At 71.5% G+C, this 19,650-nt stretch carries 14 protein-coding genes; 6 read left to right on the top strand and 8 right to left on the bottom strand.

The annotated features are described in order from the left end of the window. Positions 1–12: 12 nt before the first annotated feature. Positions 13–876 (bottom strand): cytochrome c oxidase subunit II, encoded by an 864-nt coding sequence (gene coxB / locus FPZ22_RS06505; RefSeq protein ID WP_144891473.1) that lies wholly within the window; start codon positions 874–876, stop codon positions 13–15. A 247-nt stretch (positions 877–1,123) separates the two neighbouring features. Here coxB and putA point away from each other — a divergent pair, with 247 nt between their 5' ends. After that, the gene (gene putA / locus FPZ22_RS06510) at positions 1,124–4,276 is read left to right on the top strand and encodes a bifunctional proline dehydrogenase/L-glutamate gamma-semialdehyde dehydrogenase PutA (protein ID WP_246120953.1); all 3,153 of its coding nucleotides are present in this window, start codon (positions 1,124–1,126) and stop codon (positions 4,274–4,276) included. A 538-nt stretch (positions 4,277–4,814) separates the two neighbouring features. Here putA and FPZ22_RS06515 read toward each other — a convergent pair. Continuing rightward, on the bottom strand, positions 4,815–6,155 hold the full coding sequence (locus FPZ22_RS06515; protein ID WP_144891477.1) for an OmpP1/FadL family transporter: 1,341 nt from the start codon (positions 6,153–6,155) through the stop codon (positions 4,815–4,817). A gap of 200 nt (positions 6,156–6,355) precedes the next feature. Here FPZ22_RS06515 and FPZ22_RS06520 point away from each other — a divergent pair, with 200 nt between their 5' ends. Then, positions 6,356–7,051: a rhomboid family intramembrane serine protease gene (locus FPZ22_RS06520; RefSeq protein ID WP_144891479.1), complete on the top strand. Its 696-nt coding sequence runs from the start codon at positions 6,356–6,358 to the stop codon at positions 7,049–7,051. Here FPZ22_RS06520 and FPZ22_RS06525 read toward each other — a convergent pair. The 3 genes from FPZ22_RS06525 to gpmI all read right to left on the bottom strand — a co-directional run bounded on the left by FPZ22_RS06525 (position 7,045) and on the right by gpmI (position 11,330). Then, the gene (locus FPZ22_RS06525; RefSeq protein ID WP_144891481.1) at positions 7,045–8,409 is read right to left on the bottom strand and encodes a S41 family peptidase; all 1,365 of its coding nucleotides are present in this window, start codon (positions 8,407–8,409) and stop codon (positions 7,045–7,047) included. The genes FPZ22_RS06520 and FPZ22_RS06525 overlap by 7 nt on opposite strands. A gap of 84 nt (positions 8,410–8,493) precedes the next feature. Further along, the gene (locus FPZ22_RS06530; RefSeq protein WP_246120954.1) at positions 8,494–9,756 is read right to left on the bottom strand and encodes a murein hydrolase activator EnvC family protein; all 1,263 of its coding nucleotides are present in this window, start codon (positions 9,754–9,756) and stop codon (positions 8,494–8,496) included. Then, positions 9,753–11,330, bottom strand: coding sequence for a 2,3-bisphosphoglycerate-independent phosphoglycerate mutase (gene gpmI, locus FPZ22_RS06535; RefSeq protein WP_144891483.1), 1,578 nt, complete (start codon positions 11,328–11,330; stop codon positions 9,753–9,755). Before gpmI ends, FPZ22_RS06530 begins: the two co-directional genes overlap by 4 nt. 29 nt (positions 11,331–11,359) lie before the next feature. Between gpmI and FPZ22_RS06540 the strand changes: the two genes are divergently transcribed. Both FPZ22_RS06540 and FPZ22_RS06545 read left to right on the top strand, forming a co-directional pair. Then, complete coding sequence (locus tag FPZ22_RS06540; protein WP_144891484.1) at positions 11,360–12,061, top strand: DUF4097 family beta strand repeat-containing protein; 702 nt, start codon at positions 11,360–11,362, stop codon at positions 12,059–12,061. 67 nt (positions 12,062–12,128) lie between these two features. Continuing rightward, complete coding sequence (locus FPZ22_RS06545) at positions 12,129–13,817, top strand: M28 family metallopeptidase (RefSeq protein ID WP_144891487.1); 1,689 nt, start codon at positions 12,129–12,131, stop codon at positions 13,815–13,817. Positions 13,818–13,958: 141 nt separating this feature from the next. On the opposite strand, the gene tyrS is transcribed toward FPZ22_RS06545, so the two are convergent. Then, positions 13,959–15,182: a tyrosine--tRNA ligase gene (gene tyrS / locus FPZ22_RS06550; protein ID WP_144891489.1), complete on the bottom strand. Its 1,224-nt coding sequence runs from the start codon at positions 15,180–15,182 to the stop codon at positions 13,959–13,961. Between the two features lie 191 nt (positions 15,183–15,373). On the opposite strand from tyrS, the gene FPZ22_RS06555 reads away from it, so the two are divergent. Both FPZ22_RS06555 and FPZ22_RS06560 read left to right on the top strand, forming a co-directional pair. After that, on the top strand, positions 15,374–16,879 hold the full coding sequence (locus tag FPZ22_RS06555; RefSeq protein WP_246120955.1) for a M23 family metallopeptidase: 1,506 nt from the start codon (positions 15,374–15,376) through the stop codon (positions 16,877–16,879). A 64-nt stretch (positions 16,880–16,943) separates the two neighbouring features. After that, positions 16,944–18,032, top strand: a complete 1,089-nt coding sequence (locus FPZ22_RS06560; RefSeq protein WP_246121011.1) for an anhydro-N-acetylmuramic acid kinase — start codon at positions 16,944–16,946, stop codon at positions 18,030–18,032. Positions 18,033–18,073: 41 nt separating this feature from the next. Here FPZ22_RS06560 and FPZ22_RS06565 read toward each other — a convergent pair whose 3' ends face one another. Together FPZ22_RS06565 and FPZ22_RS06570 are read right to left on the bottom strand one after the other, a co-directional pair. Next, the gene (locus FPZ22_RS06565; protein ID WP_144891493.1) at positions 18,074–18,334 is read right to left on the bottom strand and encodes a hypothetical protein; all 261 of its coding nucleotides are present in this window, start codon (positions 18,332–18,334) and stop codon (positions 18,074–18,076) included. An 11-nt stretch (positions 18,335–18,345) separates the two neighbouring features. Further along, the gene (locus FPZ22_RS06570; RefSeq protein ID WP_144891495.1) at positions 18,346–19,638 is read right to left on the bottom strand and encodes an AmpG family muropeptide MFS transporter; all 1,293 of its coding nucleotides are present in this window, start codon (positions 19,636–19,638) and stop codon (positions 18,346–18,348) included. Positions 19,639–19,650: the final 12 nt, after the last annotated feature.

A 19,650-nucleotide genomic window follows, 5' to 3' on the forward strand; every position in this document is an offset into this window, starting at 1 on the left:
GAAGTCGTTCTGTCAGCCGGCCGCGGGCGCGGCGGGGGCGGGAGCGGCCTGCGCGGCCACGGGGGCGGACCTGGCCTTCTCGGCCGCCAGCCACTGTTCGTACTCGGCCACCGGGACCGCGCGCACCACGATCGGCATGAAGCCGTGGTCCTTGCCGCACAGCTCGGCGCACTGGCCGCGGTAGACGCCGGGCTCGCTGATCTCGGTCCAGTGCTCGTTGACGATGCCCGGCACCGCGTCCTGCTTCCAGCCCAGCGCCGGCACCCACCAGGAGTGGATGACGTCGTCGGCGGTGATCACGAAGCGGATCTTGGTGTCCACCGGCACCACCAGCTCGTTGTCGACGTCGAGCAGGTAGTACGGGTTGGCGGCGGCGTCGGGGCGCGCCCCGCTCTGGCGGATGCGGTCGCTCTCGCGGTCGAGGCGGCTGGTGATGGAGACGTCCTCGCCGAGGTAGTCGTACTTCCACATCCACTGGTAGCCGGTGACCTTGATGGTCATGGCCGAGTCGCGGGTGTCGTACATCGCGATCAGCTTCGTGGTGGCCGGCCAGGCCATGACCACCAGCAGGATCACCGGGATCACCGTCCACAGGACCTCGAGCCCGGTGTGGTGGCTCCACTTCGCCGCCACCGCGCCCCTGGACTTGCGGAAGGCGAAAATCGCGTAGCCCATGGCCAGGAACACCACCAGACCGATCGCGGCGCAGATCCAGAACACCAGCATGTGCGCGTCGTACGCGTTCTGCGAGGTCGCGGTGACGCCGCGCCCCATGTTCAGCTGCCATGGCTTCGGATCACCGGCCTGCGCCAGCGCCGCCACCGGCACCATGGCCGCGGCCGCCATCACCCACCGCAAGAAACGACCCTGCATCATGCGTGCAACCCCAATGTCGTCGCGGCCAGCGGCCGCTTGCTGGAACGGTTGTCTGGAAGTCCCCAAGCCGGCTCGACGCCCGGCGAGTGGACCCGTCGCGCCCCCCTCAGGCGCGTTGCGTCGCGCCGAGAATAGCCGCCGGCTTGCTTGACCGGCAAGCGGCGGTGCGCAACGGGAACCGCGCGTCCGCGCTTTTCCCGGGAGCGACCGCTAGAATCCGGCTTTCCCCACGCCGTGCATGATGACCGTGAACGACCTCCCCCTCGGCGAACTCCCGCCGCCCCCCGAGCCATTGCGCGCAGCCATCACCCGGCACTGGCTCGCGGACGAGGCGACACGGGTCCGCGCGCTGCTTGAAGAGGCGCGCCAGCCCGCGGACGATGCCGCGGCCATCGCCGCCACCGCCGCCGACCTCGTGCGACGCGTGCGCGTGCGCGCGCCGGAGCAGGGCGTGGTCGAATCCTTCATGCGCCAGTACGACCTCGGCAGCGAGGAGGGCGTGCTGCTGATGTGCGTGGCCGAGGCGCTGCTGCGCATCCCCGACCAGGACACCGCCGACGCCCTGATCCGCGACAAGCTGGGCGAAGCCGACTGGAAGAAGCACATGGGCCAGTCGGAGTCGGTGCTGGTCAACGCTTCGACCTGGGGCCTGATGCTGACCGGCCACCTGGTGGACCTGGCCGACGGGACCAAGCGCGACGTGCATGGTGCGTTCAAGCGCCTGGTCGGCCGCGTGGGCGAACCGGTGATCCGCCTGGCGGTGCGCCAGGCGATGAAGATCATGGGCCATCAGTTCGTGATGGGCCGCACGATCGGCGAGGCCCTGGCGCGGGCGCGCAAGGGCCGCAACGCCCAGTACCGCTATTCGTTCGACATGCTCGGCGAGGCCGCGCTGACGCAGCGCGATGCCGACCGCTACCTGGAGGCCTACCGCAGCGCGATCGACGCCATCGGCCGCGACACGCGCGGCGATGCCGATGCCATCGTCGCGCCCTCGATCTCGGTCAAGCTTTCCGCCCTGCACCCGCGCTATGAACACGCCAAGCGCCGGCGCGTGCTGGCCGAACTCGCGCCGCGCCTGCTGGACCTGGCACAGCGCGCGAAGGGCCACGGCATCGGCCTGACCGTCGACGCCGAGGAGGCCGACAGGCTGGAACTGTCGCTGGACGTGATCGAGGCCGCATGGCGCGATGCGTCCCTGGCCGGCTGGGACGGCTTCGGCATCGTGGTCCAGGCCTACCAGAAGCGGGCGCCGTTCGTCATCGACTGGATCGTCGGGCTGGCCCGCCGCGGTGGCCGGAAGATCCCGGTGCGCCTGGTCAAGGGCGCGTACTGGGACGCCGAGGTCAAGCGCGCCCAGGTCGACGGCCTGTCCGGCTACCCCGTGTTCACGCGCAAGCCCAACACCGACGTCAGCTACCTCGCCTGCGCCCGCCGCCTGCTCGACGCCGGCCATGCGGTGTACCCGATGTTCGCCACCCACAACGCGCAGACCATCGCCGCCGTGCACCGCATGGCCACCGGCCGCCCGTTCGAGTTCCAGAAGCTGCACGGCATGGGCGACGACCTCTACGACGAGGTGATCCCCGGCGACCGCCTCGACGTGCCCTGCCGCGTCTACGCGCCGGTGGGCAGCCACGAGGACCTGCTGCCCTACCTGGTGCGGCGCCTGCTCGAGAATGGCGCCAACTCAAGCTTCGTGAACCGCATCACCGACGAGGACGTGCCGGTCGAGGACCTGGTGCGCGACCCGGTCGAGGTCGTGGCGTCCTTCGAATCCATCCCGCATCCGCGCATCCCGCTGCCCGCCGGACTCTATCGCCAGCAGGGCCATGAAAGGACCAACTCCATGGGCATCAACCTCGCCAACGACGACGAACTGCGCGGCCTGGCCGCGGCCATCGCGGCCGGGGATACCGACTGGACGGCCGCGCCGCTGGTGCCCGGCGCCAGCAGCACCGCGTCCTGGATCGACGTCACCGACCCCGCCGACCGCCGCCGCACCGTCGGCCGCTGGCAGCCCGCGGACGAGGCCACGGTGCAGCGCGCCGTGACCAATGCGGTGGCCGCGCAGCCGGCCTGGAACGCGACGCCCGCGGCCTCCCGCGCCGCGATCCTTGAGCACGCCGCCGACCTGATGGAGCAGCGCATGCCGCGCTTCATCGCCATGTGCACGCGCGAGGCCGGGAAGACCGTGGTCGACGGTGTCGCCGAGGTGCGCGAGGCGGTCGACTTCCTGCGCTACTACGCCGGCGAGGCGCGCCGCCAGTTCGCCCTGGACACCCTGCCCGGGCCGACCGGCGAATCCAACACCCTGCAGCTCGAGGGTCGCGGCGTCTTCGTGTGCATCAGTCCCTGGAACTTCCCGCTGGCGATCTTCGCCGGCCAGGTGGCCGCGGCCCTGGCCGCGGGCAACAGCGTGCTGGCCAAGCCGGCCGAGCAGACCAACCTGGTCGCGCATGCGGCGGTGAAGCTGCTGCACGAGGCCGGCGTCCCGGAGGCCGTGCTGCAGCTGGTCCCCGGCGACGGTGCCAGCGTCGGCGCCGCGCTGACCTCGGACCCGCGCGTGGCCGGCGTCGCTTTCACCGGCTCGACCGCGACCGCGCGCGCGATCAACCGCGCGCTCGCCGGCCGCGACGCCGCGATCGGCGTGCTGATCGCCGAGACCGGCGGCCAGAACGCGCTGATCGCCGACTCGTCGTCGCTGCCCGAGCAGGTGGTGAAGGACGCGATCGGTTCGGCCTTCACCTCGGCCGGGCAGCGCTGCTCGGCGGCGCGGGTGCTGTTCGTGCAGGAGGACATCGCCGACAAGGTCATCGACATGCTGGCCGGCGCGATGGCCGAACTGGTGGTCGGCGACCCGGGCGAGCTGGCGACCGACGTGGGTCCGGTGATCGACTCGGACGCGCTGTGCCTGCTCGAGGAGCACGCGCGGGAGATGGCTGGCGCGCGCCTGATCGCCGAGGCCCCGCTGCCCGCGGCCGCAGCGCACGGCACGTTCTTCGCGCCGCGCGCCTGGGAGATCGATTCGATCGGACGCCTCGAGCGTGAGAACTTCGGGCCGGCGCTGCACGTGGTGCGCTGGAAGGCCGACCAGCTCGACGCTGTCGTCGACGCGATCAACGCCACCGGCTTCGGACTGACGCTGGGCATCCATTCGCGAATCGACGAGACCGTCGAGCGCATCGTGGGGCGGGCGAAGGTCGGCAACATCTACGTCAACCGCAACCAGATCGGCGCGGTGGTCGGCGTGCAGCCCTTCGGCGGACAGGGCCTGTCGGGCACCGGCCCCAAGGCCGGCGGCCCGCACTACCTGCCGCGCTTCGCCACCGAGAAGACGGTGACCATCAACACCACCGCCGCCGGCGGCAACGCGTCGCTCCTGACGCTGGACGACTGAGGCCAAAACTCCCCGGAGTACACGCCGCCCGCCGCGGCTGCAGGGGGAACCAGAAAAAGGTTTTTCTCCAGACTCCGGGGGTGACGGCGTGCAGTTGGCGCGCTGTCGCGCTTCTGGCGCACCGTTGCGCCTTGAAGTCGCCTCGTTGGGGTCCGCGCAGCCCGTCCCGCGCACAGGGGTGTGCTCCCCCGGCCGTCTCCGCGTCCTGCTCCCATCGGCCGGCCGCCGGCCATCCATGGCCGGCTGTCCGCACACCCCCTGTGCACGGGACGGGCTCCGACGTTCTGCGGCTTCGGGACGGAAGATCAAGAGCGGTCGCGAGCAGGGCAGCTCCTGGTCATGACGCCCTCCGTTTCAACGTCGACGTCGACGTGGCCCTCGTCCCGACCGCGACCAAAGGTCGTGCCCGCCGCGGACTTCACCGGAGCGCCCCTGGCGGCCGAGCCGGACTCGAACGGAGCGTCCCCTCGATCCGGAGAAGAACCAGAAAAAAGCCCCGCGGATGCGGGGCTTTTTTCGTGAGTGCGCGATGCGCCGCTCAGAAGCGGTACTGCGCCGCGATGCCGAACAGGTTGGCGTCGCCGTCGTACGGCCCGGCGATGGTGCTGCCGCCGCTGGACACGCGGACCTTCGGATCCTTCGGCTTCAGGTGCATGAAGGCGAAGTCCACGTCGAACGCTTCGCTGACCTTCCAGGTGGCGCCGATCGAGTACCAGTTGCGATCGTCGTCCGGCAGGCGCGGCGTGCGGTGGGCCAGGCTGGTCGGGGTCTCGTCGAGCGCCACGCCGCCGCGGAGCGTCCAGGCTTCGTTGAGCGCGTACTCGGCACCCAGCGACACGAAGTCGGTGTCGGACCACTCGAAGGGCTCGACCGAATCCGGATCCGGGTTGTCGAACTGGACCCGCACTTCCCGCAGCGACGACCAGCCGGTCCTGGTCCAGTTGGCCATCATCGCGAAACGGTCGGTGAAGTCGTAGCGCGCCACGAGGGCGGTGGTCGACGGGGTGGTGAGCTTCGCGCTGGCGCCGCCGTTCTGGAACAACTGCGCGGTCATCGGGCTGCTGTTGAACACCGTGCGCACGTCGCCCGGCACCTCCCAGGTGGCGGTGCCGCGCAGCTCGTAGTCGATCTCGGACTGGTAGCTGACGCCCAGCGAGAAGCGGTCGGTCGGGCGGAGGGCGATGCCCGCGATCCAGCCGAAGCCGGTGTCGTCGCCCTCGATCTCGGCATGGCCGTCACGGGCCTGCGGGACCGCGAAGGGCAGCGGGCGGGTCGCCGGGTTGGCGAACAGCAGGGTGCCGAAGTCCACGGACTTGGACAGGGTCACGTCGGCCTTGGAGTACACGGCGCCGAGGCCGACCGAGACGTGGTCGCCGAGGTCGAGGGCCGCGGACAGCGTCAGGTTCACGATCTTGACGTCGGAGGTGTCGGCGAAATAGCGGCCCTGCCAGTCGCGGTCGTACTCGGTCTTCAGGCCGAAGGGCGCGCTGACCATGGCGCCCAGCGCCACGCCGTTGTCGAGCTTGTGGATGACCGAGAACGCGGGGATCGGGGTGACGTCGCCGGCGTCGCCGCCATTGCCACCGGTGAGCGGGCGGCCGAGCACGTCGGTGCCGCTGCCTTCGAACTCGTAGCTCAGGTCGATGACCGAGAGGTCGGCCTGGACGGTGGTTCCTTCGAAGCGGGCCATCGAGGCCGGGTTGTTGACCACGACCGCGGCGTCGCCTTCGTTGACGCCGGAACCGGCGAACGCGGCGCCGAGGCCCTTGACGCTGTTTTCCTTGAGCTGGAAGCCCGACGCATGGGCCGGGGCGAGGGCCAGGGCGCCGGCGATGCCGAGCGCGAGGGCCGAAGCCTGGACATGGGGGGAGATACGCATTCTGGACACTCCTGACAGGTGACTTGCTGGGGCGCGCCCGCGGCAACCGGGCGATGTGTCCCGCCCTGGGTACCTGCCGGAAGACCCCTCCCGACCGTGGCGCCGGCGCACTATACCGTGGCGGATGGGAGGGCGGAGGCATCCCCGGCCCAGGCGGGCCGGTTATCTTGGCGCGACCCCTGGCCGGCGACCCGCGATCCATGTTCGTCTCCATCCCCACGCGTTCGATTCCCACCCTCCGCTGGGCCACGCCGCTGCTGTGTGCGGTCCTGTGGGTGGTCCATCTCTGGGCCAGCACCCGGCCCGAGGCCGTGGAGCAGGCGCTGATGGCGCGCTGGGGCGCGCTGACCGGCGGGCTGCTGGGGCCGCAGGGCCCGATGGCCTCCTGGGCCGACGGTGAGCGCGGCCTGCGCCTGCTCACGGCGCTGTTCGTGCATGCCGACTGGGCGCATCTGCTCGGCAACCTGGTGTTCCTGCTGATCTTCGGGTTGCCGGCCGAGCGGGTGATGGGGCCCTGGCGCCTGCTGGTGCTGTTCCTGGTCGGAGGCACGGTCGCCAATCTGGCCACGGTGATGGTGATCGATACTCCGGATCGCCTGGTGATCGGTGCCAGCGGCGCGGTCTCGGCGGTGATCGGCACCTATCTCGCCCTGTTTCCGCGCGCGCATCTGGGCGTGGTCCTGCCCCTGGGCCTGTTCCTGGAGTTCGTGCGTGCGCCGGCGTCGCTGCTGATCGGGATCTGGGCCGCGCTGCAGATCGTGTTCGCCTACATCGGCCCGGCCTTCGGCGCAGTGGCCTGGTCGGCGCACATCTCCGGCTTCGCCTTCGGCGTCGCGTTCGCCCTGGTCTCGCGACGCGGCATCGCGCGCCGCCTGCGGCGCAGGAAGGGTTACTGACCCGCGGGCCGATCTCCGGCGGCCGGGGCTTCCGGAGCCTCGGGCGGCGGCGCACAGGCACCGCCGGAAACGAGCCGGCGCAGCGCGGCCAGCGCCTGCGCGACCGGCTTCTCGCCGCCGAGTACCTGTCCGGGCTGGCCGTCCTCATGCCCGTCCGCGGCGAGATGGCCCGGAAGCGCGGCCTCGGCGAATCCGCCGTTCGCCGCTCCGCCCTCGAGCACCAGGTCGGGCTCGATGCCGCGGGCCTGGATGGAGGTGCCGTCGGGCGTGTAGTACCGCGCGGTGGTGAGCTTGACGGCGTCGCCGTTGTCCAGTGGCAGCACCGTCTGCACCGAGCCCTTGCCGAAGGTGCGGCTGCCGACCACGCAGGCGCGGCGGTTGTCGCGCAGTGCGCCGGCCAGGACTTCGGAGGCACTGGCCGACCCCGCGTCCACGAGCACCACGACCGGCCGCCCGCGCATGCGGTCGCCGGGAGTGGCGCTGAACGACGTGTCGCCGATCCGGATGCGGCCACGGGTACTGACGATGCCCCCGCTGTCCAGCAGGTCGTCGGCGATCTGCACGGCCGAAGTCAGCAGCCCGCCGGGATTGCTGCGCAGGTCGATCATCAGCCCGCGCAGCCCGTCGCCGCCGGCCTCGCGATGGAGGCGGTCGACGGTGGCGGCGAAATCGCTGGCGGTGTCGGCCTGGAAGCCGGCGATCCGCACCTGGCCCAGGCCCGGCTCCCGGATGCTGCCGCGCACGCTGGGGGTACGGATCACCGCGCGCGCGACGCGCAGTTCCAGCGGCGCGGCCTCCCCCTCGCGCACGACGGTGACGGCGACCTCGGTGCCCGGCGGTCCGCGCAGCGGCCCACGGCCCTCATGGCTGGCCGGGGTCAGCGTCTCGCCGTCGACGGCCACGATCACGTCGCCCGCGCGGATCCCGGCGCGCTGCGCCGGGCTGTCGTCCATCGGCGCGATCACGCGCATGCTCCCGTCCGGCAACGGCATCACCTCGACGCCGATGCCCTCGTAGGCGCCCGCGGTGCCCTCTTCGAAGGCCTCCGCGTCGCTGCGCTGGAGATAGGCGCTGTGCGGGTCGAGGTCGAGCAACAGGCCGCGGATCGCCCGCTGCATCAGGTCGTGGTCGCCGACCTCGTCCACATAGCCGGCGCGCACGGCATTGAACACCAGCACGAAACGGCTGATCTCCTCCAGCGGCACGGCGCTGGAGGCATCTGTTTCCGCGTCCTGCCCCTCCGGCGGCGCGGGCTGCGTCGAGGCCGGAGGCTCCTGCGCCGTAGCCGGAGGCTCCTGCGCCGCGGCAGGCAGGGCCAGCAGGCTGGCGAGGGCGAGCGTCAACAGGGGGGCGCGCATGCGGTGGCTCCGGGAAGTCGGCGAGTGGCGGCGCTTTCGCGCGCGGGGCTCCGTGATTATGCCGGCCGCGACGTCGGGCGCCGGTCAGCGCTTCTGCAGCCAGGCATCCGGATCGATCGGCTTGCCGTCGCGCCGCAGCTCGAAGTACAGCGCCGCCTGCCCCTGGCCGCCCGAGGTGCCGACGGTGGACACCGCGTCGCCGCGGCGGACGCGGTCGCCCGGCCCTTTGAGCAGGCTGTCGTTGTGGGCGTACAGGCTCATGTAGCCGTTGCCGTGGTCGATGATCAGGATCAGCCCGTAGCCGGTCATCCACTCCGCGAACACGACCGTGCCTTCGGCCACCGCGCTCACGGGCGTGCCGGCCGCGGCGGCGACCAGCACCCCGGAGCTGCGGCGGCCGTCGGGCATGCGCGCGCCGTAGCCGGCCAGCAGATTGCCGGCCAGCGGCCAGGACAGTCCGCCCACTTGCGCCGGCGCGGTGCGCGCCACGGCGACCTTCGGGGCGTCCGGCACCGGGCTGCCGGCACGCGCGGCGGCGCCGTCGGCCGGCGGGCCGGCGGCGGACCTTGCCGCGGCGGCGCGGCGCGCGGTCTCGGCCTTGCGCTCGGCTTCGGCCCGGCGCGCAGCCTCGCGCAGGCGCGCGAGCAGGCTCTCGAGCGATTTCGCGTCGGCGCCCAGCGCCTTTTCGCGGGCGCTGCGATCCTCGTAGCGCGCAGCGAGCGCGGCCACCGCCTTCGCCCGTTCGCGGCGTTCGCGGTCGAGCGATGCCGCCAGCGCGCGCTGGCGCTCGCCGGCCGCGGCGAGGGCCTCGCGCTCGGCGGCGATACCGCGCTCCAGCTCTTCCAGCCCGGCCAGTTCCGCCGTCAGCTCGGCGATGCGCGCGCTGTGCCCCCGCTGCAGGTAGCCGTGGTAGGCGAGGCTGCGGTTGGCGCTGGCGACGTCGTCCTGCGCCAGCAGCAGCTTCAGCGGCGCGGCGCCGCCGACGCTGTAGGCCGCGCGCAGCAGCGTCGCCAGCTCGGCACGCTGCACGGCCAGGCGCCCGGCCAACGCGTCGCGGCGCGCCTCCAGCGCCGTCAGGTCCTCCTGCTTGCGGACAAGCGCTGCTTCGGTGTCCGCCAGCTCCCGCGCATTGCGGGCGACCCGCTCATCGGCCTCGCGCAGCGCGCGGCTGGCGCCGCCACGCTGGCCCTCGATGCGGCGCCGCTCGCGGCCGACCTCGGTGAGTTCGCGCTTGACCTTCTCCAGCCTGCGCTGTGCGTCGCGGCTCTCCTGGGCGGAAAGGGGCGCGGCCGGGGCCGCGAGCAGCAGCGCGAACAGCAGCGCCGGCAGCGCGGCCGCCCGCCTCACGCCAGCAGGCTGCGGCCGGTCATCTCCGCCGGCTTCGGCACGCCCAGCAGGTCCAGCATCGTCGGCGCGAGGTCGCGCAACGCCCCGCCTTCCCGCAGCCGGGCCTCGTGGCGTCCGCCGACGTAGACCAGGTCGACGGGTCCGACCGTATGCGAGGTGTGCGGCTCGCCGGTCTCCGGGTCGCGCATCATCTCCACGTTGCCGTGGTCGGCGGTGACCAGCAGCTCCCCGCCCTGTGCGAGGACCGCGGCGACGACCTCGCCCAGCGCCCTGTCCACGGCCTCGACCGCTTTGATCGCGGCCTGCAGGTCGCCGGAGTGGCCGACCATGTCGGGATTGGCGTAGTTGCACACGACGACGTCGAAGCGGCCGGACCCGATCGCGGCCACCAGTTTCTCCGTCACCTCGGGGCAGCTCATTTCCGGCTGCAGGTCGTAGGTGGCGACCTGCGGACTGGGCACGAGGATGCGCTCCTCTCCCGGGAACGGGGTTTCGCGGCCGCCGTTGAAGAAGAAGGTGACGTGGGCGTACTTCTCGGTCTCGGCGATGCGCAGCTGGGACAGGCCGTTCGCGCCCAGCACTTCGCCGAACGTGTTGCGCAGGTCGTCGGGCGGGAAGGCAAGCGGCGCCGGGAGCATGGCGTCGTATTCGGTCAGGCAGGTGAAGCGCGACAGCGCCGGGCGGCGCGCCTCGAAGCCGTCGAAGCCGGGCGCCACGAAGGCCGCGCTGAGCTGGCGGGCACGGTCGGCGCGGAAATTCATGAACACCACCGCGTCGCCGTCGCGCATGGGCGTGGTGCCCTCGATGATGGTGGGCGCGACGAACTCGTCGTTCTCGTTGCGCGCGTAGGCGGCCTCGAGCGCGGCGATGGCGCTTGGCGCCCGGTGCGGTGACTGCGCCTCGACGATCGCGTCCCAGGCGCGCCGCACGCGCTCCCAGCGCCGGTCGCGGTCCATGGCGTAGTAGCGGCCGCTGACGCTGGCGACACGGGCGTTGCCGGCCGCGGCGCAGGCTGCTTCCAGCGCGCGCAGGCTGGGCGCGGCCGAACGCGGCGGCATGTCGCGGCCGTCGGTGAAGGCATGCACGGCCACCCGCGCGACGCCCTCGCGCCTGGCCAGCTCCAGCATCGCGAACAGGTGCGCCTCGTGGCTGTGCACGCCGCCGGGCGACAGCAGGCCCATCAGGTGCAGGGTGCCGCCGGAGGCGTTCGCGGCGGCGCAGGCCGCGCGAAGCGCGTCGTTGGCGAAGAAACCGCCGTCGGCGATCGCGGCGTCGATGCGGGTCAGGTCCTGGTAGACCACGCGCCCGGCGCCGATGTTCATGTGCCCGACCTCGGAGTTGCCCATCTGTCCTTCGGGCAGGCCGACGTGGACACCCTCGGTGTGCACCAGCACGCTCGGGTGCTCGGCGACCAGGCGGCGCCAGTTGGGGATCGCGGCGAGCGCGAGCGCGTTGTCGCGCGGATCGTCGCGGTGTCCCCAGCCGTCGAGGATCAGCAGCACCACCGGCTTCGGGCGGCGGACGGAGGCGGGTTCAGGCACGACGTTCGACCCAGTGACCTTGGACAGGTGCATTGTAGCCCCGGCGCGCGCAGACTCGTTCCATGGACAGCTCCCTCGCGACCCGCCTCGCTCTCCTGCTCGCCGCCACGCTCGCCACCGGTACCGCACTTGCCGCGGGAGACACCGCCGGGGACATCGAGCGCGTCAACGGCGCGATCACCGCCTCCGCCGGCACCGCGTACGGCCGCCTGGAAACCGTCAATGGCAGCATCACCCTCGAGGACGGTGCCCGCACCGGTCCGGCCGAGACCGTGAACGGCGGCATCCGCGCCGGCAACGATATCGCGAGCGGCGGCCTGTCCACGGTCAACGGCAGCATCCGCGTCGGTGAGCGGGCCCGGGTCGGCGGCGGCATCGAGACCGTGAACGGAAGCGTGCTGGTCCGGCGCGGCGGCGAGGTCGATGGCGACGTCAGCACCGTCAACGGCGCCATCGGGCTGATCGCCACGGTCGTGGCCGGCGACGTCGAAACCAGCAGCGGCGACGTCACCATCGGCGTCGACTCGCACGTGCGCGGCGCGCTGCGCGTGCACAAGCCGAACGCGAACTGGATGCCGATCCGGGTCAGCACCCGCCGGCAGCGGATCGTCATCGGCCCCGGCGCTGCGGTCGACGGACCGCTGGAGTTCGAGCGCGAGGTCGTCCTGTATGTGCACGACACCGCGCGCACCGGCCCGGTCACGGGCGCCGAGACCCTGCGCTATTCCACGCCCACCGCTCCGCCCCGCGGCGACAGCGACTGAGCGCCGCGCCCCGGCGGGGCGCCGAAGGCATAGAATCGGGCGTTCCATCCACGCAGGACCCGAACGAATGCGACCGATCCACCTCGTGCTCAGCCTCGCCGTGGCCACGGCGCTGGCCGCATGCGGCGGCGAGCCCACCACCGGCGCCGACGCCGGCCAGGCCCCCGCATCCACGCACAACTTCAGCCCCGAACTGAGCAAGGACGACTTCGCCGAAATGGTGAAGACCCTGTCCTCCGATGATTTCGAGGGGCGCGCACCCGGCGCACCCGGCGGCGAGAAGACCGTCGAATACATCAAGGCCCAGTACGAACGCATCGGCCTCGAGCCCGGCGGCGACGATGGCACGTTCTTCCAGACCGTGCCGATGATCGAGACCACCGCCGACGAGTCCACCGTGCTGCGCGTGGACGTGGCCGGCAGCCCGCGCGAACTCGCCTTCGGCACCGACATGGTGATTGGCACCCGCACCGGCGAGAACGAGATCAGGGTGGCCGACAGCGGACTGGTCTTCGTCGGCTACGGCGTCGACGCACCCGAGCTGGGCTGGAACGACTACGAGGGCCTCGACGTCGAGGGCAAGACCGTGGTCATCCTGGTCAACGACCCCGGCTTCCATGCCAAGGACGAGTCGCTGTTCGAAGGCAACCGGATGACCTACTACGGTCGCTGGACCTACAAGTTCGAGGAAGCCGCGCGCAAGGGCGCCGCCGCCGCGCTGATCATCCACGACACCGCCGGCGCCGCCTACGGCTGGGACGTGGTCAAGAACTCCTGGTCGGGCCCGCAGTTCGACCTGCGCGCTTCGGACGATCCGGAACCGCGCCTGCCCGCGCAGGGCTGGCTGAGCGCCGAGGCCGCGAAGCAACTGTTCGCCGACGCCGGCCAGGACCTGGACGCGCTGTACGCCGCCGCCGGCAAGCGCGGCTTCAAGGCCGTCCCGCTGGACGCGACCGTGTCCTTCGATCTCGCCAGCACCACCCGCGAAGCCTCTTCGCGCAACGTGGTCGGCGTGCTGCGCGGCAGCGAGGCGCCGGACGAGGCCATCGTCTACATGGCCCACTGGGACCACCTCGGGAAGCACGAGGGCGAGGGCGACACGATCTACAACGGCGCCGTCGACAACGCCACCGGCGTGGCCGGCATCATCGAGATCGCGGAAAAGTTCAAGGCCGACGGCCAGCCGAAGCGTTCGGTGGCCTTCGTCGCGGTGACGCTGGAGGAGTCGGGCCTGCTCGGTTCGAAGTACCAGGTGGCCCACCCGGCGTTCCCGCTGGAGAAGACGGTGGCCGTGGTCAACCTCGACGCCATGAGCGTGGCCGGCCCGTCGCGCGACATGGTCGTGGTCGGCCTGGGCAACTCCGAGCTCGAGGACGTGCTGAAGACGTACGCCGACGCGCAGCAGCGCACCCTGGTGCAGGAAGGCAACCCGGCGGGTGGCTTCTATTTCCGCTCCGACCACTTCAACTACGCCAAGGCCGGCGTGCCCGCGCTCTATGCCAAGGGCGGCGACGACCTGGTGCAGGGCGGGAAGGAAGCCGGCGCCGAATACGCGCGCCGCTACAACGAGGTCGCGTACCACAAGCCGGCCGACGAGTTCGACCCGTCCTGGAACCTGGATGGCGCGATCCAGGACCTGGAAGCGCTGTATGGCGTGGGCCGCACCCTGGCCGACGACGGCAGCTGGCCGACCTGGTACGAAGGCAATGCCTTCAAGGCCGCGCGCGACGCAATGCGCGCCGGCAGCGGCGGCTGAGACCGGCGGGACGCGGAGCCGGCAGGCCGGCTCCCGCGTCATGGCGGATACGAAGACGGCGCCCCGGGGCGCCGTCTTTGCTGATGCCGGTCGCATCCATGGCCGCGCGACCCGGCGCGGCCACCGCGAGGACCGTGCGACTCAGCCGCGCGCGTCGGCCACCAGACGCACCCGCGCGAAGTTCCGTTTCCCGACCTGCAGCATGCCCTCGAATCCCGGTGCGAAGACGGTCGTCGAGTCCTCCACCACGGCGCCATCCACCTTCACCGCGCGCTCCTTGAGCTTGCGGTTGGCCTCGGAATTCGACGGCGTGATGCCGGCCGCGGTCAGCAGCGCCGCGATGCGCAGCCCCTCGGCCGGAACCGCCACCTCCTGCAGCGGCAGCAGCGACGTGTCGCCCTGCCCGGTCACCGCCGCGTGCCAGCCCGCGATCGCGGCCTCGGCCGCCGGGGCGTCGTGGAAGCGCGTGGCCAGCTCGCGCGCCAGCCGCAGCTTCACCTCGCGCGGATTGAGCGTGCCGGCGGCCACCTCGGCCCCGAGCTTCGCGGCTTCGTCGATGCCGATGTCGAAGCTCAGCAGCTCGATCCAGTCCCACATCAGCCCGTCGCCGATCTTCATGGTCTTGTTGACGATGTCGATCGCCGGCTCGGTGACGCCGATGTAGTTGCCCAGCGACTTGGACATCTTGTTGACGCCGTCCAGCCCGACCAGCAACGGCATGGTCAACACGATCTGGGGTTTCTGCCCGTGGTGCTCCTGCAGGCCGCGGCCCATCAGCAGGTTGAACTTCTGGTCGGTACCGCCGCACTCGACGTCGGCCTCCAGCGCGACCGAGTCGTAGCCCTGCACCAGCGGGTAGAGGAACTCGTGGATCGCGATCGGCTGCTGCGCCGCATAGCGCCTGGCGAAGTCGTCGCGCTCGAGCATGCGCGCCACCGTGTGCTGGCCGGCCAGACGGATCATGTCCGCGGCCGACATCCTGCCGAACCATTCGCTGTTGAAGCGCACCTCGGTGCGGCCCTCGTCGAGCACCTTGAACACCTGGTCGCGGTAGGTCTGCGCATTGGCCAGCACCTCCTCGCGCGACAGCGGCTTGCGGGTGGCGCTCTTGCCGGACGGGTCGCCGATCATCCCGGTGAAGTCGCCGATCAGGAAGATGACGGTGTGCCCCAGCTCCTGGAACTGTCGCAGCTTGTTGAGCAGCACCGTGTGCCCCAGGTGCAGATCCGGCGCGGTCGGGTCGAAGCCCGCCTTGACCCGCAGCGGGCGGCCCGCGGCCAGGCGGGCCTCGAGCTCCTCGCGCTTGAGGAGTTCGTCGGTACCGCGGGCGATGAGTTCGAGGGCCTGATCGGAGTTCTGGGACACGGTTCTGGATCCTGCTGTGGGTGTCGGCCACGTGAAAACGTGACGTGGTTGGAATGCGCTGTTAATTTCAAGTTAAATTCTGGCCGGAGAGAAAATCCAGCCGCGTCAAACGTTTGACGCCTGATCTTCGCGTGATTATGGTGGCCCCGTGACATGCCCGTCACGCGCGGGCTCAGGGGTCCGATCTCTCCATGACCATGCACGAATCGACCCCGTCGCAGGATGCGCAGCGCCGTGAGCGCGTCCGCCAGGACAACCTGCGCGAACTCGCGCGCCAGACCCTCATCTCCAGCCAGCAGACCGGCGCCGAAGCCGCGACTCCCGGTGGTCGCCGCTGGACGCGGCGCCAGTGGGCCCATGCCAGCCTCGCGGCCACCGCCGGCGCACTGCTGCTCGCCATCGTGCCGGGTTTCAACACCGCCGTCGACGCTCCGCACAGCCCCCGCCTGACCACCCTGTCGCTGACGCTGCCGGCGCTGCCCGCCCGGCCCCCGCTCGAACAGACACCGGCCACCGACTGGATGCTGGTGACGGTCGAGAAGGGCCAGACCCTGGGTGCGATCTTCAACGAGCTCGGGATTCCGGCTGCGTCCATGCACGCGCTGCTCGAGCAGCCCGGCGCGCGCCAGGCCCTGACCCGCCTGCGCCCCGGCGCCCAGCTCGGCTTCGCCTTCGAGGCGCCCACGGCCGAGGGCGGCCGGGGCGCGTTCTACGCGCTGCGCTACGACCGTGGCGAGACCGAGCGCGTCGTGCTGGCACTGGTCGACGAGGGGGTGGTCGAGACCGTCGTCGAGCGCCCGCTCGAGGTCCGCACCACCGTGGTCAGCGGAAAGGTCGGCCGCTCGCTGTTCCATTCCGCGCGCAAGCTCGGACTGTCGGGTTCGGCCATCAACAAGCTGACCGACGAGATTTTCTCCTACGACATCGACTTCAACACCGACGTCACCCAGAACGACCGTTTCAGCGTGGTCGTCGAGCAGGTCTACCGCGAGGGCGAGCTGCTGCGCACCGGCAACGTGCTGGCGGCCGTCTTCACCGCCAAGGGCAAGCCGTTCACCGCCTTCCGCTTCGAGCATGACGGCAAGGTGGAGTACTACAACGAGGAAGGCCGGCCGCTGAAGAAGAGCTTCATCCGCATGCCGATCCAGTATGCGCGCCTGAGTTCACGCTTCGGCTCGCGCCGGCATCCGGTGAGCGGCAACGTGCGCCAGCACAAGGGCGTGGATTACGCCGCGCGCACCGGCACGCCGATCATGGCCGCCGGCGACGCCCGCGTGCAGTTCAAGGGCTGGCGCGGCGGCTACGGCAACACCGTGATCCTCGACCACGGCCGCGGCTACACCACGCTCTACGCGCACATGTCCGGCTTCGGCAACATCCGCCAGGGCCAGCGCATCAGCCAGGGCACGGTGATCGGCCGCGTCGGCAGCACCGGCCTGTCGACGGGCCCGCACCTCCATTACGAATTCCGCATCAACGGCGTGCATCGCAACCCGCTGCAGCACACGATGCCCGAGCCGGATCCGCTGAAGGGCACCGCCCTGGCCGCGTTCAAGGCCCAGACCGGCCCGGCGCTGGCGCGCATCCGCACGGTCGAGGACATCATCTACGCCCAGGTGCCGACCGCCGGGGCCGGCGACGACACGCGCGTCGCCGGCAACCGCCGCGATGCCGGAACGGGCCGCGGCCGGGGCTGAGCCCGCGTCGCGGGCCGCGCGGGAACCGGCGCCGGTGTCGCGCCCTCGCCGCTACCTCGGGCTGATGTCGGGCACCAGCGCGGACGGCATCGACGCCGCGCTGGTCGACTTCGAAGGCGATCATCCGCAGGCGCGGCCTGCCCTGCGCTTCGCCCGCACCTACCCCTGGGATCCCGCACTGCGCGCGCGCCTGGTGGCGCTGGGCCAGCAGCACGCCACGCTGACGCTGGACGAGGTCGGGGCCCTGGACGTGGCCATCGGCCGCGCGTTCGCCGCCGCCGCGCTGCGCGCGCTCGAGGACTCGGGCACCGCCGCCGACGAGGTCGTCGCCATCGGTTCCCACGGTCAGACGCTGCGCCACGACCCCCACGGACCGCTTCCCTTCACGCTGCAGCTGGGCTGCGCGGCCACCATCGTCGAGCGCACCGGGATCACCACGGTCGCCGGGTTCCGCGCCCGCGACGTCGCCGCCGGCGGCCAGGGCGCGCCGCTGGTGCCGGCGCTGCACTCGGCCCTGCTGCACGACCCGGGCGAGGCGCGTGCGGTGCTCAATCTTGGCGGCATCGCCAACTTCACCCTGCTTCCGGCCTCCGGTCCGGTGCGCGGCTTCGACACCGGCCCCGCCAACGCCCTGATGGACGCCTGGTGCCTGCGCCACCTCGGCGAGGCCCATGACCGCGGCGGTGCCTTCGCCGCCGCGGGCCGCGTGGACGCCGCGCTGCTGGCGCGGCTGCTCGACGAGCCCTGGTTCTCGGTTGCACCGCCGAAGTCCACCGGACGCGACCGCTTCCACCTCGGCTGGGTGGAGGCGCGCCTGGCCGGCGACGAGGCTCCCGCCGACGTCCAGGCCACCCTGCTCGCCCTGACCGCACGCACCGTGGCCGACGCCCTGCGCGCGACCCAGCCCCGGACCGCGCGCCTGATCGCCTGCGGCGGCGGCGTGCACAATCCGCTGCTGATGGCGGCGCTGGCCGCAGAGCTTCCGGACCTGGTGGTCGAGTCGAGCGCCGCGCACGGGCTGGACCCGGATGCGATCGAGGCCATGGCCTTCGCCTGGCTGGCGCGGGAAACGCTGGCGGGCCGGCCGGGGAACATCGCCAGCGTCACCGGCGCCGCCGGGCCGCGGATCCTGGGCGCCATCCATCCGGCGTGAAGTCGCGCCGCCCTGGGCCGGCGGGCACGTGTGGGGTGGGGTCAGCGGCCGGTGCCGGGCGGGATCTGCCCGATCATCGAAAACACGCCGTCCGGCACGTCCTCCAGCGCGGCGATCGCGGCCTGCAGCACGTCGGCCTCGGAATTGTCGAAGTTCAACCCGCCGTCGCCCTCGACCGCGTACAGCCCCCGCTCCAGCAGGTGCAGCAGCGCATGCGACAGCTCCCAGCCACGACGCTCGGCCACCCGCCGGATGCGGTCGAGCAGCACCTCGTCGATGTCCTTGAGCACGATCTCGGTCATGGCCCGTTCCCTCAGGACCCGGCAGGCAGTGGAGGCGCTCCGGGCTCCTTGATACGCCGCCACAGCCATGCAAGCAAGAGCAGCGTCGGGACCACGGTGAGCGCGCTGAGTACGAAGAATACCGAGTACGACGTCGCTTCGACCAGGAACCCGGACACACCGCCGGCGAACTTGCCCGGCAGGTTCGCGAGCGAGACCAGCAGCGCGAACTGGGTGGCGGTGAAGTTGCGATCGGTCAACGAGGACATGAATGCGATCAGCACCACCCCCGCGAAGCCCTGGAACAGGTTGTCGGCGGTGATGGCCGCGTAGAACGCCCAGATCTGCGACGGATACTCGGCCATCAGCAGGAAGGCGAGGTTGGACAGCGCCACCCCGATCGCCGCCACCAGCAGCATGCGGCGGATGCCGAAGGCCGCCACGGCCATGCCGCCCGCGAACGCGCCAGCGATGCCCGCCCAGATCCCGTAGAGCTTGGCGACCGTGGCGATGTCGGCCTTGGTATAGCCCGAATCGAGGTAGAACGGCCCCGCCATCACCCCGATCACCTGGTCGGGGAACTTGAAGCAGCCGACGAATACCAGCAGCACGAGGCCCAGGGCCACGCCGTTGTTGGCGAAATAGCTCGCGAACGGCTGCCAGAACGCGCCCACGAAATCGATCCTGCGCACCACGCTCGACTCCGGCGCCACCGGCTCCCGGCACAGCAGGGTGGCCGCGACCGGCAGCAGCATCAGCGCCGACATCGCCAGGTAGGCCCGGGGCCAGCCCTGGAACTCCGCCAGGTACAGCGCGCCGGCGCCGCCCAGGATCAGGCCGAAGCGATAGCCGAGCGTATAGGTCGCAGCCAGCGCCGCCTGCGCCTCTGCCGGGGCCACTTCGATACGGTAGGCATCGACCACCGAATCCTGGGTCGCGCCGGCGAACGAGCCGACCAGCACCCACGTCACCAGTCCGGCCACGCCCAGCTCCGGGCGCATCAGGGCCAGCGCGCCCAGGCTGACTGCCACCAGCAGCTGCGAGAACAGCAACCAGGAGCGGCGGCGGCCGAGGAAGGCCAGCAGCGGGAACGCATGGCGGTCGAGCAGGGGCGCCCACAGGAACTTCAGCAGGTAGAAGAAGCTGGCCAGGCTGATCAGGCCGATGCTGCCCAGGTCGAGGCCGACGTCGCGCAGGCGCGTGGACAGCGTCATCGACGCCAGCAGCAGGAAGGGCAGTCCCGAGCCGAAGCCCAGCACCAGCATGGTCAAGGCCGATGGCGTGCCGAACGCGCGACGGATGCCGCGCCAGCCCTTGTAGGACACCGGGGGGGCCGC

The organism is Luteimonas granuli (genome assembly GCF_007795095.1).
GTDB classification, from domain to species: domain Bacteria; phylum Pseudomonadota; class Gammaproteobacteria; order Xanthomonadales; family Xanthomonadaceae; genus Luteimonas; species Luteimonas granuli.